The organism is Pseudomonas sp. PDM28, assembly GCF_019219115.1.
In the GTDB taxonomy this organism is placed as follows: Bacteria; Pseudomonadota; Gammaproteobacteria; order Pseudomonadales; family Pseudomonadaceae; genus Aquipseudomonas; species Aquipseudomonas laurylsulfatiphila.
Genome location: NZ_JAHUWG010000005.1, coordinates 248,562 through 269,160, shown reverse-complemented (window position 1 = coordinate 269,160; position 20,599 = coordinate 248,562). Strand labels below are relative to the sequence as shown.

Genomic DNA, 20,599 nt, shown 5'->3' with positions numbered 1-20,599 from the left:
GTTCAGTCGTCCATCCCTCGACCGCTGAACAAGCGGTTGATCATTTCCATGGAGTATCCCCGATACGCCAGGAATCGGCCTTGTTTGGCTCGCTCCCGGACATCTGCCGGCAATTGCCCGGAGAATTTACGTCGCCAGGTGTCGGCCAACTGCTCCTGCCAGTCGATACCGCTCTCACGCAGGGCGAGTTCAATGTCGATGCGTTGCAGGCCGCGCTGGCTCAACTCTTCACGAATGCGTAAAGGGCCATAACCGGAACGGGCGCGGTAGGAAACGAAACTTTCGAGGTAACGGGTTTCAGACAACAACCCCTCTTCCGTCAACCGGTCGAGTGCTGTTTCGATCATTTCAGGGAGGGCGCCGCGCTGACGCAGTTTACGCGTCAGCTCGACTCGACCGTGCTCGCGTCGTGCGAGCAGGTCCATTGCGGTTCGCCGCACCGCGACGAGTGTATCGAGTACGGCGGTCATCGCTTCGATCAGATATCAGCGTCAACCAGGTCGTCTTCGGTCTCTTTGACCGCAGAAGCTTTGGCGTCTGCTACGGATGCCGGGGACAGGAGCTTGTCACGCAGTTGCTTCTCCAGCTTTGCCGCGACTTCCGGGTTGTCCGCCAGGAACTTGGCCGAGTTGGCCTTGCCCTGACCGATCTTGGTGCCTTCATAGGCATACCAGGCGCCGGACTTCTCAACGAAACCGTGCAGAACACCCAGGTCGATCATCTCACCGTTGAGGTAGATGCCCTTGCCGTAAAGAATCTGGAACTCGGCCTGACGGAACGGCGAAGCCACCTTGTTCTTCACGACCTTGACGCGGGTTTCGCTACCGACGACTTCATCACCTTCCTTCACCGCGCCAGTACGACGGATGTCCAGACGAACCGATGCGTAGAACTTCAGCGCGTTACCACCGGTGGTGGTTTCCGGGCTGCCGAACATCACGCCGATCTTCATGCGGATCTGGTTGATGAAGATCACCAGGCAGTTGGCGTTCTTGATGTTACCGGTGATTTTACGCAGTGCCTGGGACATCAGGCGGGCTTGCAGGCCCACGTGCATGTCACCCATTTCGCCTTCGATTTCAGCCTTTGGCACCAGGGCGGCCACGGAGTCGACGATGATCACGTCGACTGCGTTGGAACGCACCAGCATATCGGTGATTTCCAGGGCCTGCTCGCCGGTGTCCGGCTGGGAAACCAGCAGGTCGTCGACGTTGACGCCCAGCTTGCCGGCGTACTCAGGGTCGAGGGCGTGTTCGGCGTCGACGAATGCGCAGGTCGCGCCGGCTTTTTGAGCCTGGGCGATCACGGACAAGGTCAGCGTGGTTTTACCGGAAGATTCAGGACCGTAGATTTCAACAATACGGCCTTTTGGCAGGCCGCCGATGCCGAGAGCGATGTCCAGACCCAGAGAGCCAGTGGAAATGGCCGGGATCGCCTGACGGTCCTGATCGCCCATACGCATTACGGCACCCTTGCCGAATTGACGTTCGATCTGACCCAGGGCCGCAGCCAAGGCTTTCTTCTTGTTGTCGTCCATTAAAGTCCTCACGTAATCAATAAGGCCTGACGGCCAACACCTGTATAAGTAGCCAGTATTATTCCACAGCGATTCCGGATCGCCTACCCCTGATTTGAGATTTCTGCCGCGGCATAGCGCAGCAGCCCCTCTAGCGCGGCCTTCACCGTTTGTCGGCGCACCTCGTCGCGGTCACCGGCGAAGTGTTGCAACTCGCTGAACACTCGCTCGCCCACGCCCCAGGCCAGCCAAACCGTCCCCACCGGCTTGCTCGGCGAACCACCGTCCGGCCCGGCTACGCCACTGACCGCCACGGAAAAATACGCGCGACTTTTCTCCTGCGCCCCCCTGGCCATCGCTTCGACCACCTCGCGACTGACCGCCCCCACCGCAGTGAACAACTCCACAGGAACATCCAGTTGCAGGTTCTTCTGCAGGTTGGAATAAGTGACGTAACCGGCCTCGAACCACGCCGAGCTGCCCGGAATACGGGTGATCGCCTCGGCGATCCCGCCTCCGGTGCAGGACTCGGCCGTGGAAACGTGGGCATTGAGAATCTGCAATTGCCTTCCAAGGTCAGCGGCGAGCTGGGTAATTACTTTCACGGTCATCTCCTGATGGGGCGGGATGGGTTAACCGTACACCAGCAGACTGCACTTGCAAGCGACAGGCCCGATCAAAATGTAAAGAACCAGAGGCTCTGGAAAAGGTCTGCCGGGGGATTCAATCGCCCACGTCACCGGATGAAACATGACCGACACCCATGCGCCTGGCCGCCCAACGTTCATACAACCCTAAAACTACGTCTGTCCCGGCCATCGCCGTTAAACAGCCCCCCGCACAAGCGGCCCAAATGGAAACATTGGCGGCGTGCAGCAGCATGATGATCGAGGCGCCGCAGATCATGCTGGAGCCAGACCGCAGGCTCAGGCGCCGGACAAGGGGCCAGCCACGAACGCCTTCTTTATCGGCACGCCACATCTCACCGGTTACGCCACCGAGAACTGGAAGGATAATGAGCAGCCAAAGAGGCATGTCCAGCAACGCATATTGCTCAGCGGTCATTTCTTGCCTCCCTGAGTGAACGGTCACACTGCGTTCTTGAAGATAGGTAGCAAGACTATGCATTGACGCATACACAGTCAATGCATCAATGCATACTCAAAGGCAATCCAATGCTTTCAGCAAACGAAAAAAACCCGCTCAGGAAGCGGGTTTTATCCGAACGCAGAGGGCATTAGCGGGCGTACATGCCCCACCAGAAGACATGCCCGAGGATAACAATCGGTTCCTCCTGGACTTCCTGAAAGGTGTAATCCTCGTCCGGGTGCTCATCACGATTAAAGCTTCGCAGGCGAATCCCGGTCGGCAGGCGATACAGCTGCTTCACCCGCAATTGGCCGTTGTGATTGATTGCATAAAGGTCGCCATCAACGATATCGCCAATCCCGCACTTGCCGGCATTGACCCCGACCGTCGCCCCGTCACGCAGTACCGGTAACATGCTGTTGCCCCGCACTGTCACGCACTTGGCCTGGTCGAACTGTACGCCGTTATGGCGCAGGCTACGCTTGCCGAAACGCAGGCTAGAGCGCTCGCTTTCTTCGATGACGAATCTTCCCGATCCTGCGGCCAATTCAACCTCGCGAAGAAAGGGGACCGACACCTCGTCGTCATCGACAGGGGTATCGTCGTCCCACAGGCTTATATCCTTGAGTTCCGAATGCACAGGAGCGCGCCCGGCATTGGCGGCGGGCACGACGTCCGCGCGCCCCCGCAATTGGTCGGTGCTCACGGAGAAGTACTCGGCGATCTTCGAAATATGTTTATCCGAAGGATCGACGATCTTCCCGCTGAGAATGCGCGAGAGCGTGGATTGAGGCACGCCGGTACGACGGTGAAGCTCCGTGGGGGAGATCCCGTGCTGATCGAGCAATGCTCTTAAGACAGTAGATACGTTGCGTTTGTGCATAACGCGCATAGTGCTGGTTATTTTCGCAGAAGACAAATGCCGAATTGCATGATCGATGCATAACCTGCTTTTTTGCATCGTAAAAGATGTCACCCGGCCGCGATGCCTGCGTCGGGTAGAGCGCCCATGGTAACCTTGCGCCCATCGCGGAAAAGCCTGGCCGTTGCCCCGCTTTTGCCCCACCTCTTTCAACGAGCTTCCTGACAATCCGATGAATAAAGCCGTCTCCGACCTGTCCTCCCACACCCCGATGATGCAGCAGTACTGGCGCCTGAAAAACCAGCACCCGGACCAGTTGATGTTCTACCGCATGGGCGACTTCTACGAGATCTTCTATGAAGACGCGAAGAAGGCCGCCAAGTTGCTGGACATCACCCTGACCGCCCGTGGGCAGTCGGCCGGGCAGGCGATTCCGATGTGCGGGATTCCATACCACGCCGCCGAGGGCTACCTGGCGAAACTGGTGAAGCTTGGCGAGTCGGTGGTGATCTGCGAGCAGGTCGGTGACCCGGCCACCAGCAAAGGGCCCGTGGAGCGGCAGGTCGTGCGCATCATCACGCCGGGGACGGTGAGTGACGAGGCGCTGCTGGATGAGCGTCGAGACAACCTGATCGCTGCCGTTCTGGGTGATGAGCGTCTGTTCGGTCTGGCGGTGCTGGACATCACCAGCGGCAACTTCAGCGTGCTGGAAATCAAGGGGTGGGAAAACCTGCTGGCGGAACTGGAGCGGGTCAACCCGGTGGAACTGCTGATCCCGGATGACTGGCCCAAGGATTTGCCGGCGGAAAAACGCCGCGGTGTGCGTCGCCGTGCGCCGTGGGATTTCGAGCGCGATTCGGCGCTCAAAAGCCTGTGCCAGCAATTCTCGACCCAGGACCTCAAAGGCTTTGGCTGCGAAAACCTGACCCTGGCCATCGGCGCCGCCGGTTGCCTGCTGGCCTATGCCAAGGAAACCCAGCGCACCGCCCTGCCCCACTTGCGCAGTTTGCGTCATGAACGCCTGGACGACACCGTGGTGCTCGATGGCGCCAGCCGTCGCAACCTGGAGCTCGACACCAACCTGGCCGGGGGCCGCGACAACACCCTGCAATCGGTGGTGGACCGTTGCCAGACTGCCATGGGCAGCCGCCTGCTGACCCGCTGGCTGAATCGCCCGTTACGCGATTTGACGGTGCTGTTGGCACGCCAGACCTCGATCACCTGCCTGCTCGACGGTTACCGCTTCGAGAGACTGCAACCGCAGCTCAAGGAAATCGGTGACATCGAGCGGATTCTTGCGCGGATCGGCCTGCGCAACGCCCGGCCACGCGACCTCGCTCGCTTGCGTGACGCCCTCGGCGCACTGCCCGAACTGCAAGTGGCGATGACCGAGCTCGAAGCCCCGCACCTGCAGCAACTCGCCAGCATCACCAGTACCTACCCGGAACTGGCGGCACTGCTGGAGAAGGCCATCATCGACAACCCGCCGGCGGTCATTCGGGACGGCGGCGTGCTGAAAACCGGCTACGACAGCGAACTCGACGAACTGCAGTCGCTCAGCGAAAACGCCGGACAATTCCTGATCGACCTCGAAGCACGGGAAAAGGCCCGCACCGGCCTGTCGCACCTGAAAGTCGGCTACAACCGCATTCACGGTTACTTCATCGAGTTGCCAAGCAAGCAGGCGGAGTCGGCACCGGCCGACTATATTCGCCGCCAGACGCTCAAAGGTGCCGAGCGTTTCATTACGCCGGAACTCAAGGCGTTCGAAGACAAGGCATTGTCAGCCAAGAGCCGCGCCCTGGCCCGCGAGAAGATGCTGTACGAAGCACTGCTCGAAGACCTGATCGCCCAGCTGCCACCCTTGCAGGACACCGCCGGTGCCTTGGCCGAACTGGACGTCTTGAGCAACCTGGCCGAGCGTGCACTGAACCTCGACCTGAACTGCCCGCGCTTCGTCAGCGAGCCGTGCATGCGCATCAGCCAGGGCCGCCATCCGGTGGTCGAGCAAGTGCTGACCACGCCGTTCGTGGCCAACGACCTGAGCCTGGACGACAACACGCGCATGCTGGTGATCACCGGCCCGAACATGGGCGGTAAATCCACCTACATGCGCCAGACCGCCCTGATTGTGCTGCTGGCGCATATCGGCAGCTTCGTGCCGGCAGCCAGTTGCGAATTGTCGCTGGTCGACCGCATCTTCACCCGGATCGGTTCCAGCGATGACCTGGCCGGCGGACGCTCGACCTTCATGGTGGAAATGAGCGAAACCGCGAACATTCTGCACAACGCCACCGAGCGTAGCCTGGTATTGATGGACGAAGTCGGGCGCGGCACCAGCACCTTCGACGGCCTGTCGCTGGCCTGGGCGGCGGCCGAACGCCTGGCGCATCTGCGTGCCTACACGCTGTTCGCCACCCACTACTTCGAACTGACCGTCCTGCCGGAGGCCCAGCCGCTGGTGGCCAACGTGCACCTCAATGCCACCGAGCACAATGAACGCATCGTGTTCCTGCACCACGTGCTGCCGGGGCCGGCCAGCCAGAGTTATGGCCTGGCCGTGGCACAGTTGGCAGGTGTACCGACCGAAGTCATTACCCGCGCCCGCGAGCATTTGAGCCGCCTGGAAGACACCGCCCTGCCCCATGAGTCGCCAGCACCGGCCAAAGGTAAACCGGCGGCTCCACAGCAAAGCGACATGTTCGCCAGTCTGCCGCACCCGGTGCTGGATGACCTGGCCAAGCTCGATCTGGACGACATGACACCACGCCGTGCTCTCGAATTGCTCTATACACTGAAGACACGGATCTAACGCAGCGGCTTGCAAGCTGTTAGAATCTCGCGCGGTTTGGGATGCTGCTGGCTAATAGCCTGGCCAGCAGACTATCGCTCCCAAACCTGGCGACCCCTACGAGAAGGGGCGCAGCAAGCCGCGCCTGAGGAGAAAATTAGAAATGACCTTCGTCGTCACCGACAACTGCATCAAGTGCAAGTACACCGACTGCGTAGAAGTCTGTCCGGTGGACTGCTTTTACGAAGGCCCGAATTTCCTGGTGATTCACCCGGATGAGTGCATCGATTGCGCGCTGTGCGAACCTGAATGCCCTGCCGTGGCTATCTTCTCCGAAGATGAGGTTCCGGCCGGCATGGAGAACTTCATCGAGCTGAACGCTGAGTTGGCGGATATCTGGCCAAACATCACCGAACGCAAGGATCCAATGCCCGATTCCGCAGAATGGGATGGCAAGCCAGGCAAGATCGCAGACCTCGAACGCTGATTACCCCCGCGTTCGCGAAAAAGGCCCCACAAGGGCCTTTTTGCTTTTCTGCGGGCAAAAAAAAAGGGGCGGTTTGACCCGCCCACATTTTTTCCCTATTCCCTGTGTTCCTTTTCATCATCCTGATGAATCGCGTCCTGCGATTTCCTTATCCCTCATCCTTGAAGGACGTGTCTGTCCGTCGACACAACCTCAATACTAGAGTGTTCTCCTGCGGGATCAATCGCCCCTTGGCGCGTAATCCAACTGTCACACGTCATTAATAATAAAAAATAGCCATATAAATCAAAAAGATAAAAACGAAATGCGTTCAACATGGACGATTGCCAGGGTGTAAAAATAACGAACACTTACGCAAGTGTAAGCCTGGGCTTACAGCACGAAACCGAAATCCCGAGGGGATCCGGTCTTCTGGCCTGGCAATAAAAAACCCCGAGCCAGTCGGGGTTTTTCATGCCATCGCAGTGAGTGCCTTATTGGAACAGCGACTCACTCGACAGACCATTTTTTTCCAGGATCTCGCGCAGTCGCTTCAAGCCTTCCACCTGAATCTGCCGGACCCGCTCACGGGTCAGGCCGATTTCCAGGCCGACGTCTTCAAGGGTGCTGCTTTCATGACCGCGCAGGCCGAAGCGGCGTACAACCACTTCGCGCTGCTTGTCGGTCAGCTCAGAGAGCCATTGATCGATGCTCTGGGACAGGTCGTCGTCCTGCAACAGTTCGCATGGATCGGTCGGGCGGTCGTCAGTCAGGGTGTCAAGCAGGGTTTTATCCGAATCCGGACCCAGCGAGACGTCGACGGAGGAAACACGCTCGTTAAGGCCGAGCATACGCTTGACCTCTCCCACCGGTTTTTCCAGCAGGTTGGCGATTTCTTCGGGTGAGGGTTCATGGTCGAGTTTTTGCGTCAGTTCCCGCGCAGCCCGCAGGTACACATTCAGCTCTTTGACCACATGAATCGGCAGCCGGATGGTCCGGGTCTGATTCATGATTGCGCGTTCGATGGTCTGGCGAATCCACCAGGTCGCGTAGGTCGAGAAGCGGAAGCCGCGTTCCGGATCGAACTTCTCCACCGCCCGGATCAAGCCGAGGTTGCCCTCTTCGATCAGGTCCAGCAGCGACAGCCCACGATTGACATAGCGTCGGGCGATTTTCACCACCAGTCGCAGGTTGCTTTCAATCATGCGCTTGCGCCCGGCCGGATCGCCACTTTGCGACAGGCGCGCAAAATGAACTTCTTCTTCGGGTGATAGCAGGGGAGAGAAACCAATTTCATTGAGATACAACTGCGTGGCATCGAGTGCCCGCGTGTAGTCAATGTACTTGTGTTGTTTCAACGATGCGGAGTGTTTGGATTTGGCACGAACGGAAGGTGGAGCCGCCCCTTCATCATTCGACATCGAATCCGTATCGATGCCGCTCTCCATCAGGAGAACCTCATCGTCGATGTCAAACTCCGGCACTTCTTTACTGAGAGCCATTGTTATAGTCCTTTGGTGAGTTCGACCTCAAGCTCAAGCGGCGCCTTTCTCCCTGGCAACGCTGGAGCCTGTCCCCTCTACGCGACGGAACAGGCTGGTAAGCGATCAACGACGTGGCAGGAATTGCAGCGGATCTACAGGTTTACCCTGGCGGCGAATCTCAAAATGCAGTTTCACCCGGTCTGTACCCGTTGACCCCATTTCGGCAATTGTCTGTCCGACCTTGACCTGCTGCCCCTCCCGAACCAACAGCCTGCGGTTATGTCCGTAGGCACTGACGTAGGTTTCACTGTGCTTGATGATCACTAATTCGCCGTAGCCCCTTAAGCCACTCCCGGCGTATACCACCGTCCCATCAGACGCAGCTAAAACAGGCTGTCCCAAATCTCCGGCGATATCAATTCCTTTATTCAAACTACCGTTTGAAGAGAATTTTCCAATCAGAATGCCATTAGATGGCCATCCCCAGCCGGTCGGGGCTGGCCCCGGAGGAGGCAACGGAGCGGGGGCAGGCTTGCTCGCGACGGACGGTACAACCGTCGTTGTGCTGGTGGTCGTACCGTTTGCCGAACGACGGATGACCGTGGTTTTACTCGACGACGAAGGTGTTGAACTGGACGAGCTGACCACCGCCGTCGACGTTGAACCGGTACGACCATCAAATCGAATCGTCTGACCCGGATGGATGGTGTAGGGCGCGGGAATATTGTTTCGGGCCGCAAGGGCCTTGTAGTCCCAGCCGTAACGGAAGGCAATGGAAAACAGGGTGTCCTTGGGACGCACCACGTATTGCCCGGTGGTCACGGCCGGACGCTGAGCCGCGGCATTGTTGCGATCCACGACACGAACATCACTGGATTTGTTGCTGGAACAACCGACCAGCAATGTGCTCAAGACAAGGCCAGTCACCAGGCGCTGAAAGCTCGTTTTACTCATACGCTGCGCAATGACTGTGAGACTCACCCGCCGCTCCCTCTGTGGTGGCTGAAAATGTGAAATACCGGAGTCCGGCATGAACTGTCGCAAGTATAACGGGCCGTGCACGCTTTACCTTTAATGTGGCGAATCGCTGTCGCGCACACGTTTGCTGCCTGAAGATGAATCCCGTTGAAGCAATCGATGCCGCTGTAAGACAAAGGCAATCGAAGAGAATTCAGCGCGCCGAAACAAATGCTCAGGCCAATGGCCCATTGAGCAACGGCACAAAGCGCACAGCCCCCAGAACATGCCTGGAAAAACCTTGTTCCTCGCGGATGATCAGCATCAATTGCTGGACTTCGCCGGCCCCGACCGGGATCACCATTCGACCTCCCGGTGCCAACTGGTCAAGCAATGCCTGGGGTACGTCAGTCGCCACGGCGGTGACGATAATCCCGTTGTACGGCGCCAGTGCCGGCCAGCCTTCCCAACCATCGCCCCAGCGGAACACCACGTTGCGCAGGTTCAGTTCGACCAGACGCTCCTTTGCCCGATCCTGCAGAACCTTGATGCGCTCGACCGAGAACACACGCTCGACCAGTTGCGACAGCACAGCCGTCTGATAACCCGACCCGGTGCCGATTTCCAGCACCTTGTCGAGAGGACCGGCCTCCAGCAGCAGCTCGCTCATGCGCGCCACCATATAAGGCTGGGAGATGGTCTGGTTGTTGCCAATCGGCAGCGCGGTGTCTTCATAGGCACGGTGCGCCAGCGCTTCGTCGACGAACAAGTGGCGCGGGGTCCGGCGAATGACCTCCAGCACCTTCGCGTTGGAAATGCCTTCTTCATACAGGCGCTGGATGAGCCGCTCCCGGGTTCGCTGGGAAGTCATGCCGATGCCGCGACGCAGCATATCGTCTTGTTCGCGACCCATCAGCGCAGCCCCTCCAGCCAGCCGTCCAGACTTCTGAAGGCATCATTGAACGTGCGATCCAACTGCAGCGGTGTGATCGAAACATATCCCTGCATAACCGCATGGAAATCGGTCCCCGGCCCACCGTCCTCGGCATCCCCGGCCGCGGCGATCCAGTAACCGGACTTGCCCCGCGGATCTACCACCTTCATCGGTGCTGCGGCTCGGGCGCGATGCCCCAGGCGAGTCAACTGAATACCGCGAATACGGTCCAGCGGCAAATTGGGAATGTTCACACTCAGTACCGTTCGCGGTGGCAGATCCAGCTCGGCATGGGCTTCGACCAGCTTGCGCGCGAAATGGGCAGCTGTGGGAAGGTTCTCTACCTGGCGTGAGACCAGCGAAAAGGCAAACGAAGGGCGTTTCAGGAAACGCCCCTCAAGGGCCGCCGCCACCGTGCCGGAATACAGGACATCGTCCCCCAGGTTCGCGCCCAGGTTGATACCGGAAACCACCATGTCCGCTTCACGCTCCAGCAGGCCGTTGAGGCCCAGGTGCACACAATCGGTTGGCGTGCCGTTGAGGCTGATAAAGCCGTTGGCCAGGGTTTGCGGGTGCAACGGACGGTCGAGCGTCAGCGAACTGCTGGCGCCGCTCTTGTCCTGGTCCGGGGCGATAACCACGCACTCGGTGTAATCCGCCAGCGCAGCATAAAGCGCGGCGAGACCGGGTGCTGTTACCCCATCGTCGTTAGAAATCAGAATACGCATGGGCTGTCCGTCTGCCCCACCGGCACCAGATCAACAAGCTCTCGCACCAATACGGTGGCGAAGCATCCGGCCGGCAGGACGAATTCCAGTTGCAGAATGTCAGGTTCGGGATAATGCCACGTCAACCCGCCAATGGGCAGCCGCAGGATGCGACGTTCATGGCTCATACCGGCGTTGATCAGCCAATCACGCAAATCCGCTTCGCGTGTGGCGATGGCCTGCTCCAGTTCATGGACAACCCCTGTGGCCGGCGAGTCACCTTCGCCCCACTGCGGACCGGTCGGGTGCAGATCGAGAATCGCCAGGCGCGGGTCGCTGCACTCGGCTTCGCCTGCCGGGAAAAAGCTGCGGCTATCGGTGAACGCCAGCAGATCGCCCACCTGGGCACGCTGCCAGGTGCCGTCGGCGACACGTGCGGCCAATACCTGGTTGAACAGAAAACTGCGCGCCGTGGAAAGCAGACGCGAGCGCACGTTGCGCTGCTCCGGCAAGGCCTTGCGCGCGGCCCAGGCGCGAGCATCGACGACATTGCCGCCGTCATGGCCGAAACGCTGGGCGCCGAAATAATTGGGGATGCCTTGTTTGGCGATCAGTTGCAGACGCTCTTCAAGCGCAGGCTTGTCACCGGCGAACTGCGTCAGGCGCAAGGTGAAGCCGTTGGCCGAGTGCGCGCCACGTTGCAGCTTGCGCTTGTGGCGGGCGGTCTTGAGGATCTTCAGCGTATCGTTTTCCGCGGCTGCCAGATCAGGATCGGCCTTGCCCGGCAGCTGCACGCTGAACCATTGGCGAGTCAACGCCTGACGGTCCTTGAGCCCGGCATAACTGACGGTACGCAAAGGCACACCCGCAGCCTTGGCAATTCGTCGCGCCGCTTCTTCCGTATTCAGGCCACGCTTTTCCACCCAGATCCACAGGTGTTCGCCTTCGCCACTGAGGGGAATGTCGAGGACTTCGTCGACCTGGAAATCTTCCGCGATCGCCTTCAGGACCGCCGTGCCGAGGGCCTCACCGTAAGCTCGCGGGCCGAGCAATTGCAGTTCGTTCATGCGCGCAGCAACAAGGCAACAGAGTGCACGGCAATGCCTTCTTCGCGACCGACAAAGCCGAGCTTTTCGGTGGTGGTAGCTTTCACGTTCACTTGATCCAACTCTACTTGAAGATCCGCGGCAATCAGCGCACGCATCGATTCGATATGCGGGGCCATTTTCGGCGCCTGGGCGACGATGGTGTTGTCGACGTTGCCGACTTTCCAGCCTTTGGCATGGACCAGCGCGACGACGTGACGCAACAGCGCACGGCTGTCGGCGCCCTTGAATTGCGGGTCGGTATCCGGGAAATGCTTGCCGATGTCGCCCAGCGCCGCGGCGCCGAGCAAGGCATCGCTCAAGGCGTGCAACAGGACGTCACCGTCAGAGTGGGCGAGCAGCCCAAAGCTGTGTGCAATGCGCACGCCGCCCAGAGTGATGAAATCGCCTTCAGCGAAACGGTGCACATCATAGCCGTGGCCAATACGCATAAAAAAACGCCCCGATTTTTGTCAGGGCGTGATTCTACCTGCATTAGCCAACCAGAGCATGCGCGTGATGCCGCAAGTGCTCATCGATGAAACTGGCGATGAAGAAATAGCTGTGGTCATAGCCCGGTTGCAGGCGCAACGTCAGCGGGTGACCGGCCAGTTTGGTCGCCTGTTGCAAGGCTTCTGGCTTGAGCTGGGTGGCGAGAAAATCGTCGCGATCACCCTGATCGACCAGCAGCGGCAGCTTTTCATCGGCCTCGGCAATCAACGCGCAGGCATCCCATTCACGCCATTTCGAACGGTCCTCTCCCAGGTAGCGGGAGAAGGCTTTCTGCCCCCAGGGACAATCCATCGGATTGTTGATGGGCGAGAACGCCGATACCGAACGATAACGCCCTGGATTGCGCAACGCACAGACCAGCGCGCCGTGGCCGCCCATGGAATGTCCGCTGATGCCACGCTTGTCCGACGCCGGGAAATGGGCTTCAACCAATGTCGGCAATTCCTGCACAACGTAGTCATGCATCCGATAGTGTCGCGACCAGGGTTCCTGGGTGGCATTCAGATAAAACCCGGCGCCGAGGCCGAAGTCCCAGGCACCATCCGGATCGCCCGGCACATCAGGACCGCGAGGGCTGGTGTCCGGTGCGACGATGATCAGCCCCAACTCGGCGGCCATGCGCATGGCGCCGGCCTTCTGCATGAAGTTCTCGTCGGTGCACGTCAGGCCGGACAACCAGTACAACACCGGCAGCTTGCCGCCCTGCTCCGCCTGCGGCGGCAAATAGACGGCGAACACCATGTCGCAGCCGAGCACGTCAGAGCGATGGCGATAGCGCTTGTGCCAGCCACCGAAGCTTTTCTGGCAGGAGATGTTTTCCAGGCTCATGACAGACCTCAGAAATGGATGACGGAACGGATGCTTTTTCCTTCATGCATCAGGTCGAACGCTTTGTTGATATCTTCCAGGCCCATGGTGTGGGTGATGAAGGTATCCAGCGGAATCTCACCGGTCTCGGCCATTTCCACATAGCTTGGCAACTCGGTACGGCCACGCACACCGCCGAACGCCGAACCGCGCCAGACGCGGCCGGTGACCAGCTGGAACGGACGGGTGGAGATTTCCTGGCCGGCACCGGCAACACCGATGATGACCGACTCGCCCCAACCCTTGTGGCAGCACTCCAGTGCCGCGCGCATCAGTTGCACGTTGCCGATGCACTCGAAGGAAAAGTCGACGCCGCCGTCGGTCATGTCGACGATGACTTCCTGGATCGGACGATCGAAGTCTTTCGGGTTCACGCAATCGGTTGCACCCAGCTGCTTGGCGATCTCGAACTTCGCCGGGTTGATGTCGATGGCGATGATGCGCGCAGCCTTGGCTTTGACCGCGCCAATCACAGCCGACAGACCGATGCCGCCGAGGCCGAAAATGGCCACGGTATCACCCGGTTTTACCTTGGCGGTGTTGAGCACGGCGCCGATACCGGTAGTGACACCGCAGCCCAGCAGGCAGACTTTTTCCAGTGGCGCTTCCTTGGCGATTTTCGCAACGGAAATCTCCGGAAGCACGGTGTACTCGGAGAAGGTCGAAGTGCCCATGTAGTGGAAAATCGTTTCGCCCTTGTAGGAAAAACGCGAAGTGCCGTCCGGCATCAAGCCTTTGCCCTGGGTCGCGCGAATCGCCTGGCAGAGGTTGGTCTTGCCCGACAGGCAGAATTTGCACTGGCGACATTCCGGGGTGTACAGCGGGATCACATGGTCGCCTACCGCCACGGAGGTCACACCCTCGCCGATGGCTTCGACGATCGCCCCGCCTTCGTGACCGAGGATCGACGGGAAGATGCCTTCCGGATCAGCGCCGGACAAGGTGTAGGCATCGGTATGGCAGACACCGGAGGCCACCACGCGCAGCAAGACTTCGCCGGCCTTGGGCATGGCGACATCGACTTCAACGATTTCGAGGGGTTTCTTGGCCTCGAAGGCAACGGCGGCGCGCGACTTGATCATGATGGCTCTCCTGTGAATAAAAACGAGACAGGGAGTGTAATCCATGGCTCAGCGATGAATAATCGACGCAAATGCAAAATATTATTGCCACACAGGGATAATCATCGATGTCCGAAAACCGCTGGGAAGGGATCGACGAGTTTGTCGCTGTTGCCGAGTGCAACCAGTTCACCGCTGCGGCGGAACGCCTGGGGGTTTCTTCCTCCCATATCAGTCGACAAATCGTACGCCTCGAAGAGCGCCTGCAAACCCGTTTGCTCTACCGCAGTACACGCCGGGTCGCGCTGACCGAGGCCGGGCAAACTTTCCTGCAGCATTGCCAACGCTTGCAGGACGGCCGCGAAGAGGCGCTGCGCGCGGTGGGCGACTTGACCAGCGAACCCAAAGGCATGCTGCGCATGACGTGCGCCGTGGCTTACGGTGAACGCTTCATCGTGCCGCTGGTGACCCGTTTCATGGGGCTGTATCCGCAGCTGCGCATCGATATCGAATTGACCAACCGGCAACTCGACCTGGTACATGATGGTCTCGATCTGGCGATCCGCCTCGGGCGCTTGCAGGATTCACGGCTGGTTGCCACTCGCCTCGCGCCACGGCGCATGTTTCTCTGCGCATCACCCTCCTACCTTGAACGCTATGGTCGACCGCACAGCCTGTCGGAACTCAGTCGCCACAACTGCCTTGTCGGCAGTTCGGATCTCTGGCAACTGGAGCAGAACGGGCGGGAATTTTCCCAGCGAGTCCAGGGAAACTGGCGCTGCAATAGTGGGCAAGCCGTACTGGACGCGGCGCTACAGGGCGTGGGGTTGTGTCAGTTGCCGGACTATTACGTGCTGGAGCACTTGAAGAGCGGCGCATTGATTTCGTTGCTGGAAGCGCATCAACCACCGAACACTGCGGTTTGGGCTCTTTATCCACAGCAGCGGCATTTGTCACCGAAGGTGCGCAAGTTGGTGGATTTTTTGAAGGAAGGGTTGGCTGAAAGGCCGGAATACCGAAGCTAACTGGCGTGTCAACAAGATGCCGGAGCCCAGACTACCGCTATCGCGAGCAAGCTCGCTCCCACAGGGTTTGCTGGCGTTTACAAGATTTGTGTTCGACCCCGTCCACTGTGGCAGCGAGCTTGCTCGCGATTGGGGGCAGCACAAAACCAATGTCAATCAGTGACGATTGGCCCAACGCTGTCTCAACCATTCAAGATCTTCGGGACGCGTCACCTTGAGGTTATCGGACCGCCCTTCGATCAGCCGTGGTGCCGAACCGGCCCACTCCATGGCCGAAGCTTCGTCGGTAATAACGGCATCGGCCACCAGGCTGTCCGCCAACGCCCGATGCAATGCCCCAAGGCGAAACATCTGCGGCGTGTAGGCCTGCCAGATCACACTGCGATCCACGGTTTCGACGACGCGACCGTGCTTGTCGACCCGTTTGAGTGTATCCCGTGCCGGAACCGCCAGCAGTCCGCCGACAGGGTCGTCAGCCAGTTCAGCCAACAGCTTGTCCAGGTCGTCACGACTGAGGTTCGGCCGCGCGGCATCGTGAACCAGTACCCAATCCTCATTATCCGCGCCCTGCGCATGCAGGTGCAGCAAGGCATTGAGCACCGATCCGGAACGTTCGGAACCGCCCTCGACCCGGACAATACGCGGGTCACTGGCACACGCCAGGTTCGGCCAATAAGGATCGTCGACAGCAAGACTGACCACCAGGCCTTTCAGGCAAGGGTGATCAAGGAAACAGCCGAGGCTGTGTTCGAGAATAGTGCGCCCGCCCAGTTGCAAGTATTGCTTGGGACGGTCCGCGGCCATACGGGCACCGACGCCCGCGGCAGGAATCACGGCCCAGAAGGCCGGTAACGTCTGGCTCATTGCGCCAACTGGTAAAGGGTTTCACCGTCCTTGACCATGCCCAACTCATGGCGAGCCCGTTCTTCAACGGTCTCCATGCCCTTTTTCAACTCACTGACTTCGGCGTCCATTACCCGATTGCGCTCCAGCAATGCCTGGTTCTCAGCTTGCTGATCCGCGATCTGCTGCGTCAACTCGGCCACTTGCGCCAGACTGCCGTTTCCCACCCACAGGCGGTACTGCAGGCCAGCCAGCAACAAAAGCAGAATGAGGAACAACCAATTGGGACTGCGCATCGAATATCAGGTATCCAGTGAAAAAAGACAGCCATGCCAAACGTGAAGCTTCTGATAGCACGAAGCCTGGAAGAACCAGGCTTGTGCTTATAAGCCATCAGATTAGTGGCAAAAACGTCGCTGTAGCGATTTTTCCGACACAATCCGGTGTCTTTTTTACCATGTACTGACTCAGCCGCGGAATTCGCCGCGACCGTTGTACTTGGCTTTGCCGTTCAACTGCTCTTCGATACGCAGCAGTTGGTTGTACTTGGAAACGCGGTCGGAACGGCACAGGGAGCCGGTCTTGATCTGGCCAGCCGAGGTGCCCACGGCCAGGTCGGCAATGGTCGAATCTTCGGTTTCGCCGGAGCGGTGCGAGATCACTGCGGTGTAGCCGGCAGCCTTGGCCATCTGGATGGCTTCCAGGGTTTCGGTCAGGGTGCCGATCTGGTTGAACTTGATCAGGATCGAGTTGGCGATCTTCTTGTCGATGCCTTCTTTCAGGATCTTGGTGTTGGTGACGAACAGGTCGTCGCCTACCAGCTGGGTCTTCTCGCCGATCTTGTCGGTGAGGATCTTCCAGCCAGCCCAGTCGGACTCGTCCAGGCCATCTTCGATGGAGATGATCGGGTAACGCTCGGTCAGGCCTTTGAGGTAGTCAGCGAAACCTTCGGCGGTGAACACCTGGCCTTCGCCGGACAGGTTGTACTTGCCGTCTTCGTAGAATTCGCTGGCCGCGCAGTCCAGGGCCAGGGTCACGTCAGTGCCCAGCTTATAACCGGCGTTGGCCACGGCTTCGGAGATCACTTTCAAAGCGTCCTCGTTGGAAGCCAGGTTCGGCGCGAAACCACCTTCGTCACCGACGGCAGTGCTCAGGCCACGGGCCTTCAGTACGGCTTTGAGGTGGTGGAAAATCTCGGTGCCCATGCGCAGACCTTCCGAGAAAGACTTGGCGCCAACCGGCTGAACCATGAATTCCTGGATGTCGACGTTGTTATCGGCGTGCTCGCCGCCGTTGATGATGTTCATCATCGGAACCGGCATCGAGTAGACACCCGGGGTGCCGTTCAGGTTGGCGATGTGAGCGTACAGCGGCAGGTCCTGGTCCTGCGCTGCGGCCTTGGCGGCAGCCAGGGAAACGGCGAGGATCGCGTTGGCGCCCAGGGAACCTTTGTTTTCAGTACCGTCGAGCTTGATCATTGCCAGATCGAGCGCTTTCTGGTCGCTTGGGTCCATGCCTTTCAACAGGTCCTTGATCGGACCGTTGATGTTGGCTACGGCCTTCAGAACACCCTTGCCCAGGTAACGGCTCTTGTCGCCATCACGCAGCTCGAGCGCTTCACGCGAGCCAGTGGAAGCACCGGACGGCGCGCAGGCGCTGCCGATGATGCCGTTATCGAGAAGCACATCCGCTTCCACGGTGGGATTGCCACGGGAGTCGAGAACTTCACGACCTTTGATGTCGACGATTTTAGCCATTGTTGTAAACACTCCAAAGTTGACGAAAACGACGCAGCTGTAGGAAATCTTTGATCGTCGGCAAGTGAGGTGCAGCGGGCAGTCTTGCAGACGACAAGGCTCAGGCCCGAGGGCCTGAGCGTTAAATCGTGCGGTACTTTACCGGAGAATTGAGGATTACGCGGTTTCTACCGTCGGAAAACTCTTCACCAGTTCGTCCAGGGCTTTGAGCTGGGCCAGGAATGGCTCCAGTTTGTCCAGGCGCAAGGCGCAAGGACCGTCACATTTGGCGTTGTCCGGATCCGGGTGAGCCTCCAGGAACAGGCCGGCCAGCGATTGGCTCATACCGGCCTTCGCCAGGTCGGTGACCTGGGCGCGACGACCGCCGGCGGAATCGGAGCGACCGCCAGGCATTTGCAGCGCGTGGGTCACGTCGAAGAACACCGGGTATTCGAACTGCTTCATGATGCCGAAGCCGAGCATGTCGACGACCAGGTTGTTGTAGCCGAAGCTCGAACCACGCTCACAGAGAATCAACTGATCATTACCCGCTTCCACGCACTTGTTCAGGATGTGCTTCATTTCCTGAGGGGCGAGGAACTGGGCTTTCTTGATGTTGATCACGGCGCCCGTTTTGGCCATCGCGACCACGAGGTCGGTCTGGCGCGACAGGAAGGCCGGCAACTGGATGATGTCGCAGACTTCAGCGACGACCGCGGCCTGGTCAGGCTCGTGGACGTCGGTGATGATCGGCACGCCGAAGGCTTGCTTGATGTCCTGGAAGATGCGCATGCCTTCTTCCAGGCCAGGACCACGATAGGAGGTCACAGAAGACCGGTTGGCCTTGTCGAAACTGGCCTTGAACACGTAAGGGATACCGAGCTTTTCGGTGACCTTCACATACTCTTCGCAAACCTGCATGGCCATGTCACGGCTTTCCAGCACGTTCATGCCGCCGAACAGCACCATGGGTTTGTCGTTGGCAATCTCGATGTCGCCGACGCGGATGATCTTCTGTGCCATCGGGGTTACGCCTTCTTCTGGTGTTGAGCCAACGCGGCCTTGACGAAACCGCTGAACAGCGGATGACCGTCGCGTGGCGTCGAGGTGAACTCAGGGTGGAACTGGCAAGCGACGAACCATGGATGATCCGGTGCTTCAACCACTTCAACCAGCGCGCCATCCCCGGAACGACCGGAGATTTTCAAACCGGCTTCCATGATTTGCGGCAGCAGGTTGTTGTTCACTTCGTAGCGATGACGGTGACGCTCGACGATCACGTCCTTGCCGTAGCAACCATGAACCAGGGAACCCGGCTCCAGCAGGCAATCCTGCGCGCCCAGGCGCATGGTGCCGCCCAGATCGGAAGCTTCGGTACGGATTTCGACCGCGCCGGTTGCATCTTCCCACTCGGTGATCAAGCCCACTACCGGGTGACCGCTTGCACGATCGAACTCGGTGGAGTTGGCGTCTTTCCAGCCCATCACGTTACGGGCGAACTCGATAACGGCCACTTGCATGCCCAGGCAGATGCCCAGGTACGGAACCTTGTTTTCGCGAGCGTATTGAACGGCAGTGATCTTGCCTTCAACGCCACGCAGACCGAAACCGCCCGGCACCAGGATCGCGTCGACGCCTTCGAGCAGCGCGGTGCCCTGGTTCTCGATGTCTTCGGAATCGATGTAGCGCAGGTTGACCTTGGTACGGTTGCTGATGCCGGCGTGACTCATCGCTTCGATCAGCGACTTGTAGGCGTCCAGCAGTTCCATGTACTTGCCGACCATGGCGATGGTGACTTCGTGCTCAGGGTTGAGCTTGGCGTCGACCACGGCTTCCCACTCGGACAGATCGGCACCGCCGCATTGCAGGCCGAAGCGCTCGACGACGAAATCGTCGAGGCCCTGGGAGTGCAGGATGCCCGGGATCTTGTAGATGGTATCGGCGTCTTCCAGCGCGATCACCGCACGTTCTTCAACGTTGGTGAACTGCGCGATCTTGCGACGCGACGACACATCGATCGGGTGGTCGGAGCGGCAGACCAGCACGTCTGGTTGCAGGCCGATGGAACGCAGTTCCTTGACAGAGTGCTGGGTTGGCTTGGTCTTGGTTTCACCGGCAGTGGCGATGTACGGCACCAGTGTCAGGTGCATCAGCATCGCGCGCTTGGCGCCGACTTCGAAACGCAGTTGGCGGATCGCCTCGAGGAACGGTTGCGACTCGATGTCACCCACGGTGCCACCGATCTCGACCATGGCCACGTCAGCGTCGCCGGCACCCTTGATGATGCGGCGCTTGATTTCGTCGGTGATGTGCGGGATCACCTGGATGGTTGCACCCAGGTAGTCACCACGGCGCTCTTTGCGCAGCACGTGTTCGTAGACACGGCCGGTGGTGAAGTTGTTGTTCTGGGTCATGGTCGTGCGGATGAACCGCTCGTAGTGGCCCAGGTCCAGGTCGGTCTCGGCGCCGTCGTGGGTGACGAACACTTCACCGTGCTGGAACGGGCTCATGGTGCCCGGGTCGACGTTGATGTACGGGTCCAGCTTCAGCATGGTGACCTTAAGTCCCCGCGCCTCCAGGATGGCCGCCAATGATGCCGATGCAATGCCTTTCCCCAATGAAGAAACAACACCGCCCGTGACGAATATGTAGCGCGTCATGAA

Annotated in this window: 21 protein-coding genes; 3 read left to right on the top strand and 18 right to left on the bottom strand. The window is 59.4% G+C overall.

The window, feature by feature from the left end:
• Window positions 1-2: 2 nt before the first annotated feature.
• The 5 genes from recX to KW841_RS13180 all read right to left on the bottom strand — a co-directional run bounded on the left by recX (window position 3) and on the right by KW841_RS13180 (window position 3,488).
• Window positions 3-470, bottom strand: coding sequence for a recombination regulator RecX (gene recX / locus KW841_RS13200; RefSeq protein WP_007971150.1), 468 nt, complete (start codon window positions 468-470; stop codon window positions 3-5).
• 8 nt (window positions 471-478) lie between these two features.
• Complete coding sequence (recA, locus tag KW841_RS13195) at window positions 479-1,537, bottom strand: recombinase RecA (RefSeq protein WP_007971148.1); 1,059 nt, start codon at window positions 1,535-1,537, stop codon at window positions 479-481.
• A gap of 83 nt (window positions 1,538-1,620) precedes the next feature.
• On the bottom strand, window positions 1,621-2,121 hold the full coding sequence (locus KW841_RS13190) for a CinA family protein (RefSeq protein WP_218476646.1): 501 nt from the start codon (window positions 2,119-2,121) through the stop codon (window positions 1,621-1,623).
• Window positions 2,122-2,239: 118 nt separating this feature from the next.
• Window positions 2,240-2,581 (bottom strand): phage holin family protein, encoded by a 342-nt coding sequence (locus KW841_RS13185; protein WP_218476644.1) that lies wholly within the window; start codon window positions 2,579-2,581, stop codon window positions 2,240-2,242.
• Window positions 2,582-2,753: 172 nt separating this feature from the next.
• Window positions 2,754-3,488, bottom strand: a complete 735-nt coding sequence (locus KW841_RS13180) for an XRE family transcriptional regulator (RefSeq protein WP_218476642.1) — start codon at window positions 3,486-3,488, stop codon at window positions 2,754-2,756.
• 211 nt (window positions 3,489-3,699) lie between these two features.
• Between KW841_RS13180 and mutS the strand changes: the two genes are divergently transcribed.
• Entirely contained in the window at window positions 3,700-6,279 is a 2,580-nt protein-coding gene (mutS, locus tag KW841_RS13175) for a DNA mismatch repair protein MutS (RefSeq protein WP_218476639.1), read from the top strand.
• 142 nt (window positions 6,280-6,421) lie between these two features.
• On the top strand, window positions 6,422-6,745 hold the full coding sequence (fdxA, locus tag KW841_RS13170) for a ferredoxin FdxA (RefSeq protein ID WP_007970729.1): 324 nt from the start codon (window positions 6,422-6,424) through the stop codon (window positions 6,743-6,745).
• 473 nt (window positions 6,746-7,218) lie between these two features.
• On the opposite strand, the gene rpoS is transcribed toward fdxA, so the two are convergent.
• The 8 genes from rpoS to KW841_RS13130 form a co-directional block, all read right to left on the bottom strand.
• Complete coding sequence (gene rpoS / locus KW841_RS13165) at window positions 7,219-8,226, bottom strand: RNA polymerase sigma factor RpoS (protein ID WP_007970728.1); 1,008 nt, start codon at window positions 8,224-8,226, stop codon at window positions 7,219-7,221.
• Window positions 8,227-8,331: 105 nt separating this feature from the next.
• Window positions 8,332-9,189 carry a peptidoglycan DD-metalloendopeptidase family protein gene (locus KW841_RS13160; protein ID WP_218476637.1) on the bottom strand — a complete coding sequence of 286 codons (858 nt, stop codon included), beginning with the start codon at window positions 9,187-9,189 and terminating at the stop codon, window positions 8,332-8,334.
• 211 nt (window positions 9,190-9,400) lie between these two features.
• Window positions 9,401-10,036 carry a protein-L-isoaspartate(D-aspartate) O-methyltransferase gene (locus KW841_RS13155; RefSeq protein WP_177323519.1) on the bottom strand — a complete coding sequence of 212 codons (636 nt, stop codon included), beginning with the start codon at window positions 10,034-10,036 and terminating at the stop codon, window positions 9,401-9,403.
• 41 nt (window positions 10,037-10,077) lie between these two features.
• Complete coding sequence (gene surE, locus KW841_RS13150; protein ID WP_218476634.1) at window positions 10,078-10,827, bottom strand: 5'/3'-nucleotidase SurE; 750 nt, start codon at window positions 10,825-10,827, stop codon at window positions 10,078-10,080.
• Window positions 10,815-11,873: a tRNA pseudouridine(13) synthase TruD gene (truD, locus tag KW841_RS13145; protein ID WP_218476632.1), complete on the bottom strand. Its 1,059-nt coding sequence runs from the start codon at window positions 11,871-11,873 to the stop codon at window positions 10,815-10,817. The genes surE and truD overlap by 13 nt, the downstream gene beginning before the upstream one ends.
• Complete coding sequence (ispF, locus tag KW841_RS13140) at window positions 11,870-12,343, bottom strand: 2-C-methyl-D-erythritol 2,4-cyclodiphosphate synthase (RefSeq protein ID WP_007970721.1); 474 nt, start codon at window positions 12,341-12,343, stop codon at window positions 11,870-11,872. Before ispF ends, truD begins: the two co-directional genes overlap by 4 nt.
• A gap of 43 nt (window positions 12,344-12,386) precedes the next feature.
• Window positions 12,387-13,232, bottom strand: coding sequence for an S-formylglutathione hydrolase (gene fghA / locus KW841_RS13135; protein ID WP_218476630.1), 846 nt, complete (start codon window positions 13,230-13,232; stop codon window positions 12,387-12,389).
• A gap of 8 nt (window positions 13,233-13,240) precedes the next feature.
• Window positions 13,241-14,353 carry an S-(hydroxymethyl)glutathione dehydrogenase/class III alcohol dehydrogenase gene (locus KW841_RS13130; protein ID WP_015093777.1) on the bottom strand — a complete coding sequence of 371 codons (1,113 nt, stop codon included), beginning with the start codon at window positions 14,351-14,353 and terminating at the stop codon, window positions 13,241-13,243.
• Between the two features lie 107 nt (window positions 14,354-14,460).
• Between KW841_RS13130 and KW841_RS13125 the strand changes: the two genes are divergently transcribed.
• Window positions 14,461-15,357 carry a LysR substrate-binding domain-containing protein gene (locus KW841_RS13125; RefSeq protein ID WP_102699369.1) on the top strand — a complete coding sequence of 299 codons (897 nt, stop codon included), beginning with the start codon at window positions 14,461-14,463 and terminating at the stop codon, window positions 15,355-15,357.
• Window positions 15,358-15,513: 156 nt separating this feature from the next.
• Here the strand turns inward: KW841_RS13125 and ispD are convergent, their stop codons facing one another.
• The 5 genes from ispD to KW841_RS13100 form a co-directional block, all read right to left on the bottom strand.
• Window positions 15,514-16,221, bottom strand: coding sequence for a 2-C-methyl-D-erythritol 4-phosphate cytidylyltransferase (gene ispD / locus KW841_RS13120; protein ID WP_102699370.1), 708 nt, complete (start codon window positions 16,219-16,221; stop codon window positions 15,514-15,516).
• Window positions 16,218-16,496, bottom strand: a complete 279-nt coding sequence (gene ftsB, locus KW841_RS13115) for a cell division protein FtsB (RefSeq protein ID WP_007970710.1) — start codon at window positions 16,494-16,496, stop codon at window positions 16,218-16,220. Before ftsB ends, ispD begins: the two co-directional genes overlap by 4 nt.
• Before the next feature lie 171 nt (window positions 16,497-16,667).
• Window positions 16,668-17,957, bottom strand: a complete 1,290-nt coding sequence (eno, locus tag KW841_RS13110) for a phosphopyruvate hydratase (RefSeq protein ID WP_015093774.1) — start codon at window positions 17,955-17,957, stop codon at window positions 16,668-16,670.
• A 156-nt stretch (window positions 17,958-18,113) separates the two neighbouring features.
• Window positions 18,114-18,959 (bottom strand): 3-deoxy-8-phosphooctulonate synthase, encoded by an 846-nt coding sequence (gene kdsA / locus KW841_RS13105; RefSeq protein ID WP_015093773.1) that lies wholly within the window; start codon window positions 18,957-18,959, stop codon window positions 18,114-18,116.
• A 5-nt stretch (window positions 18,960-18,964) separates the two neighbouring features.
• Entirely contained in the window at window positions 18,965-20,596 is a 1,632-nt protein-coding gene (locus tag KW841_RS13100) for a CTP synthase (RefSeq protein ID WP_007996939.1), read from the bottom strand.
• Window positions 20,597-20,599 lie beyond the last annotated feature (3 nt).